General features: G+C 69.9%; 17 protein-coding genes. 5 read left to right on the forward strand and 12 right to left on the reverse strand.

Features of this window, described 5'->3' with window-relative positions:
- The first annotated feature begins 24 nt into the window (after nucleotides 1-24).
- Complete coding sequence (locus tag E3O18_RS00550; RefSeq protein ID WP_134394430.1) at nucleotides 25-375, forward strand: hypothetical protein; 351 nt, start codon at nucleotides 25-27, stop codon at nucleotides 373-375.
- Nucleotides 376-418: 43 nt separating this feature from the next.
- On the opposite strand, the gene E3O18_RS00555 is transcribed toward E3O18_RS00550, so the two are convergent.
- The 5 genes from E3O18_RS00555 to E3O18_RS00575 form a co-directional block, all read right to left on the reverse strand.
- A complete protein-coding gene (locus E3O18_RS00555) occupies nucleotides 419-1,435 on the reverse strand; it encodes an MDR family oxidoreductase (RefSeq protein ID WP_134394429.1) in 1,017 nt (338 codons plus the stop codon).
- A gap of 34 nt (nucleotides 1,436-1,469) precedes the next feature.
- On the reverse strand, nucleotides 1,470-2,312 hold the full coding sequence (locus tag E3O18_RS00560; RefSeq protein WP_134394428.1) for an ABC transporter permease: 843 nt from the start codon (nucleotides 2,310-2,312) through the stop codon (nucleotides 1,470-1,472).
- Entirely contained in the window at nucleotides 2,309-3,229 is a 921-nt protein-coding gene (locus E3O18_RS00565) for an ABC transporter ATP-binding protein (protein ID WP_134417210.1), read from the reverse strand. Before E3O18_RS00565 ends, E3O18_RS00560 begins: the two co-directional genes overlap by 4 nt.
- Nucleotides 3,230-3,313: 84 nt before the next feature.
- On the reverse strand, nucleotides 3,314-4,528 hold the full coding sequence (locus E3O18_RS00570; RefSeq protein ID WP_134417212.1) for a cysteine desulfurase-like protein: 1,215 nt from the start codon (nucleotides 4,526-4,528) through the stop codon (nucleotides 3,314-3,316).
- Between the two features lie 92 nt (nucleotides 4,529-4,620).
- Nucleotides 4,621-5,547 (reverse strand): rhodanese-related sulfurtransferase, encoded by a 927-nt coding sequence (locus tag E3O18_RS00575; protein WP_134417214.1) that lies wholly within the window; start codon nucleotides 5,545-5,547, stop codon nucleotides 4,621-4,623.
- 209 nt (nucleotides 5,548-5,756) lie between these two features.
- Here E3O18_RS00575 and E3O18_RS00580 point away from each other — a divergent pair, with 209 nt between their 5' ends.
- Nucleotides 5,757-6,245 (forward strand): YbhB/YbcL family Raf kinase inhibitor-like protein, encoded by a 489-nt coding sequence (locus E3O18_RS00580; protein WP_134394453.1) that lies wholly within the window; start codon nucleotides 5,757-5,759, stop codon nucleotides 6,243-6,245.
- A 33-nt stretch (nucleotides 6,246-6,278) separates the two neighbouring features.
- Here the strand turns inward: E3O18_RS00580 and E3O18_RS00585 are convergent, their stop codons facing one another.
- A complete protein-coding gene (locus tag E3O18_RS00585) occupies nucleotides 6,279-7,139 on the reverse strand; it encodes an aldo/keto reductase (protein WP_134394424.1) in 861 nt (286 codons plus the stop codon).
- Between the two features lie 130 nt (nucleotides 7,140-7,269).
- Nucleotides 7,270-8,241 carry an aldo/keto reductase gene (locus E3O18_RS00590; protein WP_134398959.1) on the reverse strand — a complete coding sequence of 324 codons (972 nt, stop codon included), beginning with the start codon at nucleotides 8,239-8,241 and terminating at the stop codon, nucleotides 7,270-7,272.
- Nucleotides 8,242-8,409: 168 nt separating this feature from the next.
- Here E3O18_RS00590 and E3O18_RS00595 point away from each other — a divergent pair, with 168 nt between their 5' ends.
- Both E3O18_RS00595 and E3O18_RS00600 read left to right on the forward strand, forming a co-directional pair.
- Nucleotides 8,410-8,616, forward strand: coding sequence for a hypothetical protein (locus E3O18_RS00595; protein ID WP_134417216.1), 207 nt, complete (start codon nucleotides 8,410-8,412; stop codon nucleotides 8,614-8,616).
- Nucleotides 8,617-8,856, forward strand: a complete 240-nt coding sequence (locus E3O18_RS00600) for an alpha/beta hydrolase fold domain-containing protein (protein WP_134417218.1) — start codon at nucleotides 8,617-8,619, stop codon at nucleotides 8,854-8,856.
- Between the two features lie 115 nt (nucleotides 8,857-8,971).
- On the opposite strand, the gene E3O18_RS00605 is transcribed toward E3O18_RS00600, so the two are convergent.
- Complete coding sequence (locus E3O18_RS00605) at nucleotides 8,972-9,610, reverse strand: LysE family translocator (RefSeq protein WP_104170042.1); 639 nt, start codon at nucleotides 9,608-9,610, stop codon at nucleotides 8,972-8,974.
- Between the two features lie 203 nt (nucleotides 9,611-9,813).
- Here E3O18_RS00605 and E3O18_RS00610 point away from each other — a divergent pair, with 203 nt between their 5' ends.
- Nucleotides 9,814-10,377 (forward strand): thioesterase family protein, encoded by a 564-nt coding sequence (locus E3O18_RS00610; protein ID WP_134394420.1) that lies wholly within the window; start codon nucleotides 9,814-9,816, stop codon nucleotides 10,375-10,377.
- A 96-nt stretch (nucleotides 10,378-10,473) separates the two neighbouring features.
- Here E3O18_RS00610 and E3O18_RS00615 read toward each other — a convergent pair whose 3' ends face one another.
- From E3O18_RS00615 to E3O18_RS00625, 4 genes are all read right to left on the reverse strand, one after another.
- Complete coding sequence (locus tag E3O18_RS00615; RefSeq protein ID WP_134394419.1) at nucleotides 10,474-10,986, reverse strand: hypothetical protein; 513 nt, start codon at nucleotides 10,984-10,986, stop codon at nucleotides 10,474-10,476.
- A gap of 99 nt (nucleotides 10,987-11,085) precedes the next feature.
- Entirely contained in the window at nucleotides 11,086-12,708 is a 1,623-nt protein-coding gene (locus tag E3O18_RS00620) for an FAD-dependent oxidoreductase (protein ID WP_134417220.1), read from the reverse strand.
- A gap of 71 nt (nucleotides 12,709-12,779) precedes the next feature.
- Nucleotides 12,780-12,872 (reverse strand): META domain-containing protein, encoded by a 93-nt coding sequence (locus E3O18_RS16390; RefSeq protein WP_241973524.1) that lies wholly within the window; start codon nucleotides 12,870-12,872, stop codon nucleotides 12,780-12,782.
- Nucleotides 12,869-13,786, reverse strand: a complete 918-nt coding sequence (locus E3O18_RS00625; protein WP_134398962.1) for a LysR family transcriptional regulator — start codon at nucleotides 13,784-13,786, stop codon at nucleotides 12,869-12,871. Before E3O18_RS00625 ends, E3O18_RS16390 begins: the two co-directional genes overlap by 4 nt.
- Between the last annotated feature and the right edge of the window lie 56 nt (nucleotides 13,787-13,842).

A 13,842-nucleotide genomic window follows, 5' to 3' on the forward strand; every position in this document is an offset into this window, starting at 1 on the left:
CCTCGGAACAGGCAGACTAGACGCATGGCTTCCCTCCGCGTTCACTCTGACCGGCTTGAGATCCACCTCACGAAAGCGGAGAAGACCCTCGCCCTGCGGCGCGAGGACATCGTCGTACCGCGCGGGAACATCCGTTCGGTGACGATCACGGATGACCCGTGGATCTGGATCCGCGGGATCCGTTCTCCCGGGGTGGGCCTGCCGCAGGTGGTCGCGGTGGGCACCTGGAAGTTCCGCGGCGGCAAGGACTTCCTGGCGATCAAGCGCAAGCGCCAGGCGGTCGTGATCGACCTCATCGACGATGAGTTCTCCCGGGTGATCCTGACCACCAACCACGCCCCGGACCTGATCGCGTCGCTCAAGCTCGGCGGTTGACCGTCCCGCTGGTCGAGCATGTCCGCTGTCGAACCGAAGCGCGCTAGCGGCGCACGTCGACGACGGTGCGACCGTGCATGGTGCCCGCCAGGATGCCCGCGGCGGCAGTGAAGCTCGCCTCCAGCGGGATCACCTGGGTGAGCTGGTCGAGCAGGCCCAGGTCGAGGTCCGTGGCGAGGCGCTGCCAGGCCTCCTCGCGCTGGGCGAGCGGGGCCTCGACCGAATTGATCCCGATCAGGCTGACGGCGCGCAGGATGAAGGGCATGACCGTGGCCGGAAGGTCGGCTCCCTGGGCCAGGCCGCAGGAGGTGACCACTCCGCCGTAGTTCGTCTGGGCGAGGACGTTGGCGAGGGTGGCGCTGCCGACCGAGTCGACGGCCCCGGCCCAGCGCTGGCCCTGCAGCGGTTTGCCGGCCTCGCTGAGGGTGCCGCGATCGACGAGCTCGACGGCGCCGAGCCCGCGCAGGTAGTCCCCGAGCTCGTCGATGCGGCCGGTTGACGCGTGCACCTGGAAGCCGCGGGCGGCGAGCAGTGCCACGGCAATGCTGCCGACCCCGCCGGCCGCGCCGGTCACCAGCACGGCACCGGATTCCGGTGTGACTCCACCCCGTTCGAGGCCGAGTACGGACAGCATGGCGGTGAACCCCGCCGTGCCGATCGCAGCGGCCCGCACGGCGCTGATACCGTTCGGCAGCCGCACCAGGGAGGCCCCCGACACGCGGGCCCGTTCGGCCAACCCGCCGTGGTGCGTTTCGCTCAGACCGGCCCCGTTGAGGATGACCTGGTCTCCGGCCGACCAGCGCGGGTCGGCGCTCTGCTCGACCGTTCCGACCAGGTCGATCCCGGCGATCAGGGGCCAGGCGCGCACGACCCCGGGGCGGCCCATCAGGGCGAGCCCGTCCTTGTAGTTGATGCTTGAGTACTCGACAGCGATGGTGACGTCGCCGGCCATCAGGAAGCCGTCGTCGACCACGCGGAGTGCCGCGCTCTGCGTCTTCCGGCCCTCGGCATCTACGGTGCGGTCGACGACGATGGCCCGGAACTCAGTCTCAATACCCATGCGTCGAGACTACGCGGGCGTTCGAGTCAGGTGGTCAGGTGACGTCGCGCTTCCAGCTGACCGCATAGCCGATCACGGTCGCGGCGAGCATGTAGGCCAGGAGGACGAGCCCGCCCTGCCACCACTCGAGCAGCGCCGCCGTGGTGCCGCCCGGCGCGGCGAGGGTGAAAAAGCTCGCGCCGACCAGGGCATCGGAGGCGGCCCCCGGCAGATAGTTGCCGATTCCTCGCGTCACGTCGGTGAACAGGGACGCGAAGCGCAACAGCGGTTCGACGAACTGGGTGAAGGCGAGCACGATGACGATCGACGCCACCTGGCTGGGCACGAGCACGCCGAGGCCTACACCGATGGTCGACCAGATGGCCATGGCGAGCACCGTGCGGCCGATCAGTGCCCAGGTGGCGCTATCGGCCAGCAGCGGGTCGACGTCGAACGCGCTGATGACGAGCGCGCCGACGCCGACGGATGCGAGCAGCGCGACGACCCCGAAGACCGCGCCGACCACGAAGAGAGTGATCGTCTTGGCCCCGAGCACCTGGGCCCGCCGGGGATTGGCGAGGAATGTGGGGGTGAGGGTCTGATGCCGGAATTCGCCCGTGGTGGCGAGGGCCCCGAGCAGAACCGGGAAGACATAGCCGACGGATGACGCGAAGCTGTAGATCAGGGGTGGGAGGCTGCCGAACCCGGCGAGTCCCTGGGATCCGGCACCGGCGGCATCCGGGCTGATCGCGCCGCTCTCGATCCCCGCGAACAGCGCCGAGAGGCCGCCGGCGAGCAGGGCGATATAACCGAACATGACCGCGGCGAGGACCCACCACAGGCGCGTTGTGCCGAGCTTGGCGAACTCGGCGCCGAGGGCGCGGATGAAGGACGTCATCGCGACTCGCCTCCGTTTCCGTTTGCGTTGCCGTTCACGAGGGCGAGGAAGGCATCCTCGAGCCCCTTCCTCTCCCGGTGCAAAGCGCTGAGTTCCACGCCGGCCGAGAACGCGATGTGGCCGATCAGGGCCGGGTCGGGTGCAGCGGCGAACAACCCGGTGCGCCCGATGGAAAACTCGATGCCGGCTTGGCTGAGGGCGGCCTCGAGAGCCGTGCGGTCGGGGGAGTCGACCAGAATGCGCGGCGCCGCCTCGGTCTCGAGGCTCGACAGGGTGCCTCGGTGCACGAGGGCTCCGTCGGCGATGATGATCACGTCGTCGACGCTCTGCTGCACCTCGGAGAGCAGGTGGGAGCTGACCAGGACAGTGCGCCCCTCGTCGGCCATGGTGCGGAGGAAGCCGCGGATCCATTTGATCCCCTCCGGGTCGAGCCCGTTGATCGGCTCGTCCAACACGAGCACGCCGGGGTCGCCGAGCAGGGTGAAGGCCAGGCCGAGCCGCTGCCGCATGCCCAGCGAGAAGCCGCCGACACGCTGGGCGCCGTGTGCGCCGAGGCCGACCGTGTGCAGCACCGCGTCGATGCGGGCGGAGGGCAGCCCCGCCGCGATGGCGTAGACCGCCAGGTGGTTCCGGGCACTGCGGCCGGGATGGAAGCTGGCTGCCTCCAGGGCGGCCCCGACGGTCTGCAGCGGGCGGGGCAGGTCACGGTAGCGGATGCCGTCGATGGTGGCCGTGCCGGACGTGGGCGCGACCAGCCCGAGCAGCATGCGCAGCGTGGTGGTCTTTCCGGCGCCGTTGGGGCCGAGAAAGCCGGTGACCCGGCCGGGCTCCACGGTGAACGACAGGTTGTCCACCGCGGTGACGCTGCCGAACGTCTTGGTGATGTTGCTGAACTCGATGACCGCGCCGACCGGCATCCGTTCCCCCTTCGTTGCTGGTAGTCCCGCGCTGGTAGTCGTTCGCTGGGATCTGGTTCCAGCCTAGGGGCGGAGACGGCCGGATCAGGTAATGCGGAGGAAGACGCGCAGCGCGGCGAGCAGCCGGCCCACCTCGTCGACGGTGTTGTACGGGGCCAGGCCGATCCGCAGGCCGCCACGGTCGCCGAGTCCGAGGTGCCGGGAGGCTTCGAGGGCGTAGAACGAGCCGGCGGGGGCGAGGATACCCTGCTCGCACAGGTGGCGGGACGCATCCGCGGTGTCGTGGCCGGCGAACGTGACCAGCACGGTGGGTGTGCGCACGGCAGCCCTCGAGTGCAGTCGTGCCCCCGGCAGCTCCGCCAGGCCGGCCTCCAGTTCGCTGCGCAGGGTCTCCTCGTGGTGTTCGAGAGCCTGGGACGAGCGGATCAGGCGCTCCCGCCGAGAGGCCCCGGCCGGCGCGGCGCCGCCGAGGCCGGCGAGGAATTCGACGGCGGCCGTGACCCCCGCCATCGTCTCATAGGGGAGCGTGCCCAACTCGAAACGCTCGGGCACCTGGTCGCTCGAGGGCACCAGCTTGTCGGGATGGATGGATTCGAGCAGCGCGGGCGCGGCAGCGAGAATCCCGCAGTGCGGACCGAAGAACTTGTAGGCCGAGCAGACGAAGAAGTCCGCTCCCAGCGCCGCGACGTCCACCGACGCGTGCGGCGTGTAGTGCACGCCGTCGACGTACAGGAGCGCGCCGACGGAATGTGCGAGCCGGGCGATCGCCGCCACCGGAGGGCGGGTGCCGATCAGGTTGGAGGCGGCGGTCACGGCTACCAGCCGGGTGCGCTCGCTGAGGACCGCGGCGATGTCCGGGACGCTCAGCTCACCGGTGGCCGGGTCGAAGTCCGCCCAACGCACCGTGGCGCCGGCCCGGTCGGCGGCCTGCATCCATGGGCGGATGTTCGCGTCGTGGTCGAGCCGGGTGACCACGACCTCGTCGCCCGGGCCCCATCCGGATGACAGGGCGTTCGCCAGGTCGTAGGTCAGCTGCGTGGCGCTGCGCCCGTAGACGATTCCGCGTTCTTCGGCGCCGAGCAGATCCGCCATGGCGCTCCGGAATCCGGTGACGGCGTCCTCCGCGTTCTGCTGGGAAGCGCTGCCCGTTCCCCGGATCGAGAGCGGCCCGGTCAGGGTCGACGCGATCGCGGAACCGACCGCCAACGGGGTCTGGGTGCCGCCCGGGCCATCGAAGAAGGCCGTGCCGGTGGAGAGGGCGGGAAAGCTGGGTCGGATCGTCTGCGCATCAAAGGTCACAGTGCATCCAATCACGGCCTCCAATCACGGCCCCGCCTCCTGCCTCGGGCAAGGAGCAGGTCGGCATCGGCGAGAGGGCGCACCGCGACAGGTCAGGCCCCGGCGTGCGCGTCAGCGTGGGCGGTGGCGTGGGCCGCGCACGCCGGGGCCTTGGCGGCGACGCAGCCCGGGCAGACGACGAGCTGTTCCCGGCAGGAGGCATCCCGGCAGTTGAGCAGATTCTTCGTCGGTTCGCCGCACACCGAGCAGCGCCCGATCACGGCGGTGTGGTCGCTGAAGTTCAGCGACATCCGCTGGTCGAAGACGTAGAGCGAACCGTTCCAGAGGCCGTCGTCGCCGAAGGCCTCGCCGTAGCGCACGACGCCGCCGTCAAGCTGGTAGACCTCGCCGAAGCCGCGCTCCTTCATCAGGGAACTGAGCACCTCGCAGCGGATGCCGCCGGTGCAGTAGGTGACGACGGGCTGGTCCTTGAGGTGGTCGTACGTGCCGCTCTCCAGCAGAGCCACGAACTCGCGGGTGTTGGCGACATCCGGCACGATCGCGTTCTGGAAGCGGCCGATCTCGGCCTCGAACGCGTTGCGGCCGTCAAAGAGAACGACCTCGTCGCCGCGCTCACCGACGAGGGCGTGCAGCTCAGCCGGGGAGAGCTTGGCGCCGCCGCCGACCACGCCGCCGGCGTCGACGCGCAACTCGCCGGGTGCGCCGAAGCTCACGATCTCATCCCGCACCTTCACGACCAGCCGGGGGAAGTCGAGGCTCAAGCCCTGCGCATCGAGCCCGGTGCCCTCGCTCCACTTGACGTCAAGATTCTTGAACGGGGCGTAGTCCCGAGTCTTGCGCAGATAGCGCTTGATCGCGGGAAGGTCGCCGCCGACGGTGCCGTTGAGGCCGTCGGTGGAGATCAGGATTCGCCCGCGCAGGCCCAGCGATTCGCACAGGTCTCGCTGCCAGAGGCGCACGGCCTCGGGGTCGGCCAGCGGGGTGAAGACGTAGTAGAGCAGGATCTTCGGAATGGCCACCACGCCATTTTACCGAGCTTGACGCGTGGTTCACGCCGAGTCCCGCAAGCCAAACGCCGGGTCCGCTCCGTGCACGCCGGTTCGCTCCAGCAGGGCGCCGTGCGGGACGGTCGTCTAAACTGTTGGCAACCATTGGAGGCAACGTGGCCCGGAATGACCCCCTCGCCCGCTTCTGCGAGGTCCCGCTCTTCACCCTGACCAGCACCGACATGACCGACGGGGCCCCGCTCGCCGCGGCGCAGTTCGGCCTGGGGTCCGGTGGCCGGAACATGTCGCCGCAGCTGTCCTGGTCGGGGTTCCCGGCCGGGACGAAGAGTTTCGCCGTGACCGTGTACGACCCCGACGCGCCGACCGGTTCCGGGTACTGGCACTGGGCGGTCTTCAACCTGCCGGCGACCTGCACCTCCCTGCCGGCCGGGGCCGGAGCGTCGGGCGGGCGCCTGCTGCCCCCTGGCGCGGTCACCCTGCCCAATGAGGCCCGGCGGCCGGCCTTCGTCGGCGCGGGACCGCCGGCCGGCACCGGCACGCACCGGTACCAGTTCATCGTGTACGCGGTCGACGTGGCCAGACTCGACGTCGACCCGGACTCGACCCCGGCCGTACTCGGGTTCACCCTGCACTCCCACACGCTGGGCCGCGCCGTGCTGGAGGCCACGGGCGTGTTCGGCGGAGCCCCCGCCGACCTGAAACACCACTAGGCACCCCCGGAACGCGGTGCCGGCCGTGCGCGCTCAGGCGGCGTCGAGCGTCGCCGACTCCTCCGCTGTGAGCGTGAACTCGGTCGCCTGAACCGAATCGCGGATACTCTCCGGGCGGGAGGCTCCCGGGATCGGGATCACGTGAGGCGACTTCGACAGGTGCCAGGCGAGGCAGACCACCTGCGGACTCACTCCGCGTTCGGCGGCGACGGACGCGAACGCGGGGAACCGGGCCCCGAGTGACTCGGCGGATCGGATGCCGCCGAGCGGACTCCAGGGGATGAACGCGATCCCGAGCTCGTCGCAGAGCCTCAGCTCGGGCTCGCTGCTGCGGAACGCCGGGGAGAACTGGTTCTGCACGGACGTCAGGCGGCCGCCCAGGATCTCGCTGGCCATCAGGATCTGCTCCGGGTTCACGTTGGAGATGCCGGCCAGTTCGATCGTGCCGGCATCGAGCAGCTCGCTCAGGGCCCCGATCGAGTCGGCGTAGGGCACGGCCGGGTCGGGTCTGTGGAACTGGTAGAGCCCGATGGCGTCGCCGCCGAGGCGCTTCAGCGACGCTTCGGCGGCCCGCTTCAGGTGGTCGGGACGGCCGTCCACGGCCCAGGTGCCGTCCCCCGGCCGGAGGTGCCCGCCCTTCGTCGCCACGAGCACGTTCGACGTGTCGCCGCCCCACGACGCGATCGCGCCGGCAATGAGGGTTTCGTTGTGGCCGACCTCGTCGCTGTGCACGTGGTACGAATCCGCCGTATCGAAGAGCGTGACGCCCGCCTCGAGGGCGGCGTGAATCGTGGCCACGGAGCGTGCGGCATCCGGTCGCCCCTCTATCGACATCGGCATGCCGCCGAGCCCGATGGCGCTGACTTCGTGTTGGGCGATGAGTCTGGTCTTCATGAGTCCTTCGATCCCCGGGCGATGCCGGTGTCCGGCCTTGCGGCCACGGTGAGGGTGAGGGTGAGGGTGAGGGTGGGGGTGAGGGGCGGAGCGTCGCCCGGCCCCGGTTGAGGGCGGTCGGCGGGTGGCATCACCAGGCGTAGTGCTCCGGCGCCGGCCGTCGGCCGGGGAAGATCTCGTCCAGCCGGGTGAGGGAGGCGGAATCGAGGCTCACCGTGAGTGCGCGCACCGCGGCATCCAACTGGCCCAGGGTGCGCGGGCCCACGATCGGGGCGGTCACCGCCGGCTGGTGCAGCAACCAGGCCAGTCCGACGTCTCCCGGCTCATGGCCGAGCTCCGCGCAGAAGTCCTCGTACTGCCCGATCGCGGCGCGGTTCTTCTCGAGCAGCTCGCTGACCTTGCCCTCCAGGCGGCGCTTGCCCTCCTGCTCCTTGCGAAGCACCCCGGCCAGCAGCCCGCCCTGCAGCGGCGACCAGGGGATGATGCCCAGGCCGTTGCTGACGGCGGAGGGAATGACCTCGAGCTCGATGTCACGGGTCAGCAGGTTGTAGATCGACTGCTCGCTGACCAGCCCGGTGAAGTTGCGCCGCTTCGCCTCGGCCTGGGCGGTGGCGATGTGCCAGCCGGCGAAGTTGCTGCTGCCGGCGTAGAGGATCTTGCCCTGCGCGACGGCCGTCTCCATCGCCTGCCAGATCTCGTCCCACGGAGTGTTCCGGTCAATGTGGTGGAACTGGTAGACGTCGATGTAGTCCGTCTGCAACCGGGTGAGGCTGGCGTCGAGCGCGCGCCTGATGTTGAGTGCGGAGAGCTTGCCTTCGTTGGGCAACCCGCTCATGTCGCCGTAGAGCTTGGTCGCGAGCACGGTTCCCTCACGGCGCGCACCGCCCTGGGCGAACCAGTTGCCGATGATCTTCTCGGTGCCGCCCTTGCCGGCGCTGTCGCCGTAGACGTTCGCAGTGTCGAGGTAGTTGATTCCGTGGCCGCGGGCCGAGTCCATGATCGCGTGGGCCTCGTCTTCCGGGGTCCACTGGCCGAAGTTCATGGTGCCGAGGCAGAGGCGTGATACCTCGAGGCCGGAGCGGCCGAGCTGTGTGTATTCCATGGTACCCAGCATCCTCCCGCGACGAGCGGCCTGTCCAACCGAGGGTTGGGTGCGGCCGCCGGCGCGCGATCTCGCAATCGCGGGAGGGGCAGCGGCAGCTGAGGCTTTCTCAGCTTGCTCGCGGACCACTTACAGTTCAGGGGTGAACCAGATCCGCAGCTCCGCCAGATGAGCCACCAGACCCGCCCCGAACCGCCCCGCCCCAAGAAGCACCGCGAAACCAGCCTGTCTCGCGTCCCGGTGTGGGCCTGGCGGGCGCTGATGCACCGCATCTCGCCCGGCGAGCTGCATCGCTTCAACGCGGAACCCCTCGACGCCGTCGACTACCATTTCGATCTCGACTACGTGGACGACGGCAACGAGGTGTTGCGTTAGGTGGCCCGCAACATCGAGGAGTTCGGCGGGGATCCCCACCGGATCGTGCTCGGCGGGGATTCCGCCGGCGGCCACATCGCGGTCGACACGCTGATCTACGACCGGAAGCAGACCAACACGCGCCACACCTGGCAGCAGGACGCCGCACATCCGGAATCGCAAGAGGTCTACCGCCGCCTGGGTGCCGTCGTGCGCCGCGTCGCCGGGGTGCCGCTCGCGGCCGTCGCAACCGTCGCCTAGATGGGGCCGCAGGGAAACCTTCGGACATCGGACATCGGCCATCGGCTCACCGGGTCTGACAGGCCCGACCATCGGGGCCGATACCGGAACCGGGGTCGACCACCGGGGGGCAAGGTCAGGCTTGGGCGCCCGTCGCGGCGAGCACGCCGCCGAGGCCGATCATCATGACGCCGCCGCCCGCGGAGAGGTGCTCCATGCGGCGGGGGGACGAGGCGAACCAGTCGCGGGCCGAGCCTGCCGCGAGGGCCCACACGCTGTCGCCGAGCAGGGCCAGGAGCACGAACACGAGGCCCAGGGTCAGCAGCTGCAGCGGGACGGCCCCGGCCGAGTAGTCCACGAACTGGGGCAGCACGGCCACGAAGAACACGATCGACTTGGGGTTGCTGATCCCCACGACCGATCCCTCGGCCAGCAGGCGCCACTTCGTCTTCGGCACACTGCTCAGTCCGAGGCTCCGGGCGGCCGCGTGCCGGTGTCGGATGGCCTGCACGCCGAGGTAGACGATGTACGCGGCGCCGGCGAACTTGATCGTCGTGAACACCACGATGGACCCGGTCACGATTGCGCCGAGGCCCAGCGCGACGGCCGCGACCACCGGGATCAGTCCGAGGGCGTTGCCGAGCACGCTCAGCAGACCGCCGAGGCGTCCGAGCGCCAGGGAACGCCCGATCACGAACAGCACGGTGGGTCCGGGCAGCACGATCAGGGCGACGGATGCCAGCGCGAACGTCAGCAGGTTGGGCAACGGGACCATATACGAAAGGTTAGACCCGGCCGGGCGTCCGGGGCATCCGCTGTCGCGAGTGCGCCAAGTCCGGTCGAGAGTGACCCGCGGAACGGGCACGCTCAACCGGAGGCACTGTGGTAATCGTGCAGGTTCCGGTCGTGCGGGCCCGGATGCTTGTGGCTCGCGGCAGCAGAATGCGCCCCGGCACCGCCGGTGGCTAGCCTCTCAAGATGCACATGCTCTGGCGCACCCTCCTGCACTCCGTCCTCTCCCGCTTCGGCCCGCGCCTGGGCCACTACGACGTGGCCAGCACCCGGTTCATCACTGTGCCGACCGACCAAGACATCCTTCGGCACATGAACAACGGCGTCTACCTGTCGATCATGGACATCGCCCGCTTCGACATGCTGCACCGTACCGGCATCTGGGCGATCTTCCTGAAGCGCGGCTGGTACCCGGTGGTGGTGTCGGAGACGATCAGTTTCCGCAAGTCGCTGACCCTCGGCCAGAAGTTCACGGTGGAGTCGCGCATCCTGGGCTTCGACGAGAAGGCCGTCTACGTGGAGCAACGGTTCGTGCGGCCCGACGCCGACGGCACCCCGGAGGTCTACGCGCAGGGCTTCATCCGCGGACGGTTCCTGAAGCGCAGCGGAGGGGTCGTGGGCATCGACGAGCTCGTCGACGCCGTGGGCGCGGTGCCCGAGGACGTGACGGTGCCGGCCTGGCTGCTCGAGTGGAGCGCGGATGTCGCGATGCCCGCCACCCGCGCTGCCGCCCCCAGCCACTGGACCTGAGTGGGAGCGCGGTCCACGCGCCGTGCCTGCCGTGTCAGCGTCCACGCGGGGGATCAGCTTTGAACCTCCGCGAGCGACACAACCAATTGATCAGGACTAGACGGTGGGTTCGGTGGCCTTCTTGGGCGGGATGAGCTCACTGTAGTACTCGACGTGGGGCTTGTAGTGGGTCCGGGCGGGTATCGGCTGGCCGGTGCGCGCCGCCACGAGGCGGTCGAAGTAGTAGTCCCAGAACGGGCCGACGGTGGCGGCCTCGGCGGCGGAGTGCAGGCGCTGGCCGAAGGTGAGGGTGGTCATCCCCGCCCCCTCGACGAGGTGCAGGATCACGTGCCGGGCGGCGGCACCCTCGCCGATGTCGGCGGTGAACCGCTTCGGCGGGATGCACTTGATGATGCTCACGTATTCCCACTCGGCATCCGCTTCGTCCAACTTGAAGCGCACGGCGCCGGTCTCGGGAGCACCCGTGTAGGTTCCGATCCAGCCGTGGAGGCCGGCGGACCGGCTCACGCTCGCCCACACGTCTTCCTTCGACGCGCTGAAGAGCCGGTCGAGCATGAGGTACAGACCGTCTTCGCGATAGGCAAGGCGTCCGGTTGGCTTGAATGACATGCGAACCTCCACGGTGAGTGAGGCACGGGCCTCAGTCCAAAACTATGCCCTTCTCCGGGCGGGGACCAACAGCCACGCCCTCGGGCCGGGACCCGGCGCCTACCCCTCGAGCACCGCCATCGCCGCATTGTGACCACCGATGCCGCTGACGCCGCCGCCGCGTCTGGCACCCGCCCCACAGATCAGAATCCGCGGATGCTCCGTCGCCACCCCCCACCGCTCGGCCGCGGTGGATCGCGGCGCGTCATCCTCGAGGAACGGCCATTCCAGAGGACCGTGGAAGATGTTGCCGCCGGGGAGGTTGAGGGCGTGCTCCAGGTCGAGCGTGGTCTTCGTCTCGATGCAGGGCCGGCCGTCGGCATCGGTCAGCAAGAGGTCCTCGATGGGTTCGGCCAGAACGGAATTCAGCGACGCCAGAACGGCGGCTTGCAGCCGGTCGCGGCTGACGTCGTTGTTCTCCTCGGTGAGCCAGCGGTGCGGGGCGTGCAGCGCGAACACCGTGAGGGTCTGCGCGCCGGCGGCGACGAGCTCGGGGGAGAGGATGCTCGGGTCACTGAGCGAGTGGCAGTAGATCTCGCAGGGCAGCAACTCGGGGAAGCCGTCGTGGTCGGCCTGGTCGTAGGCGCTCTCCAGCTGGGTCAGGGTCTCATTGATGTGGAAGGTGCCGCCGAACGCGGCCTCGGGGGACACGGCCTCGTCGCGCAGCAGCGGCAGTCGGCGGAGCAGCAGGTTCACCTTGACCTGCGCGCCCTCCGGTTTGGCGTCGGGCCCCGCGCTCCAGCCGGCGCCCGGGCCGGCACCCGGCTCGACGTCGAGGCGCACGGATGCCGGCGCGGCCTCGCCGAGGAGACCCCGCAGCACCCACGGGGCCACGTTGGCCAGCACGTGCGCACCCTGAACGACCCGCAGGACGCCGCGGTGCCGGTAGCTCACCTCGCCCTCCGGCGTGACGCCGGTGACCTCGGCCTCCGTCACGATCCGGGCGCCGGCCTGCCGGGCGGCCTTCTCCAGCTCGCCGGAGACGGCGCCCATGCCGCCGACCGGCACGTCCCAGTCCCCGGTCCCGTTGCCGATGACGTGGTAGAGGAAGCAGCGGTTCGCGTTGAGCTCCGGACTGTCCAGCGACGTGAAGGTGCCGATCAGGCCGTCGGTGGCGACCACCCCGCGCACGAGGTCGTTCTGGAAGCGATCACGGAGCGCACCGCCGAGCGGCCGCTCGAAGAACTGCTCCCAGAGCCTGTCGTCTCCGAGCAGGGTCCTGGCCTCCGAGCGGGTGGGCAGCGGCTCGCAGACGGTGGGGAAGATCGCCCGGGCAACGCTCTCCGTGTCACGGTAGAAGGCATTCCAGGCGGAAAAATCCGCGGCCGCGCCGACCCGGTCGAAGCTGGCGCGGGTGGCCGGCTCGTCGCCGCGGTCGACCAGGAGTCCGGTTCGGGTGTCGGCCGGATCGGGGGTGTATGAGGAGTACCGGCGCCGGGCCAGCCCGATCTCGAGACCGAGCTCGTCGATGATCCGCTGCGGCAGCAGGCTGACCAGGTAGGAGTAGCGCGAGAGCCGCGCGTCGACGCCGGGGAAGGCCTGGGCTGAGATGGCCGCGCCTCCGACGTGTTCGCCCTGCTCGAGTAGGAGAACGCTCTTACCGGCCAGGGCCAGATAGGCGGCGGCGGTCAGGCCGTTGTGGCCGCCGCCGATGATCACGACATCGTGTGTGGGTTCGCTCATGCACCGAGACTACTCAGGAACCGAGACCAGCCCGGGGCGTCGGGCCCGCGCAGCCTGCCGGCGCGGCCGGGTCAGTCGGCACGTTCGAGCGTGCCGAACTCGACGGTGTCGCCGCTCATCGACCAGGTGCCGACGAGCCGGTTGCAGCCGTCGGTGCCGGTCACGGACGAGTCGGGGGGGCGGCGACCAGTTCCACGGCGCGGGCCAGGGCGTCGCGCACGGCGAGCACGCCCGGTCGGCTGGCACTCGAGCGCCGGGCCGAGGAGAAGACGGTGCGGAGCGGCCCGCCGGGAAGCTCGACACCGCGGACGGTCGGCGTCTCCCCGGCCCAGATCAGGTCCGGCAGGATGCCGACGGCATTGCCGGATTCGATCAGGCGGATGTGTGCGATCAGGTCGGCCGTCTCGAACCTCACGTCGGGCTCGAATCCCGCCGACCGGCAGAGCTGGGTTGCCCAGTGCCGCGAGGCGGTTCCCTCCGGCTCCATCACCCAGGGCAGATCGGCGGCGTCGGCAAGCGACGCTGCCGCCGCGCGGCCGCCGCGCGAGGGCGGAACGGCCAGCCGGAGCGCATCCGTCGCCAGGTTCACGCGGTCCAGGTCAGGCCAGTGCACCCGGGTGTGCCCGGGATACTGTTCGGCGAGCACGAGGTCGAAATCGCGCGCAGACACCTCGAACAGGCCGCGCTCCGGCTCGCGCTCGGTGACTTCGACCCGCAGCTCGGGGAACTCCTCGGCGAGCAACGTGAGGGCCTGAGGGATGAGGGCGTGCGCCGCGGACTGGAACAGGGCCACGCGCACCGTGCCGGACACGGTCGTCAGCGACGCGGTCATCTCCGCCTCGGCCAGTTCCAGCCGTTCGAGCAGGTAGGTCGTGTGCAGCACCAGAACCTCGGCCTGTGGGGTGAGCCGCACCCGGCGCCCGACCTTCTGCAACAGGGGAACCCCGGCCTCTTTCTCCAGTAGCGCGAGCTGCTGCGACACGGCGGACGGGCTATAAGCGAGGGCCTCGGCGACTCCCGCCAGGGTGCCGCGGATCTTGAGCTCGTGCAGCAGACGCAGTCGGCGCACATCCAGCATCCGTCACTCTCCTCGATCGTCTCAATACTGATCATAAATGCTAATCAATATCGATC

Origin of the sequence: Cryobacterium sp. TMT2-42-4, assembly GCF_004402645.1 — a bacterium.
Taxonomy (GTDB): domain Bacteria; phylum Actinomycetota; class Actinomycetes; order Actinomycetales; family Microbacteriaceae; genus Cryobacterium; species Cryobacterium sandaracinum.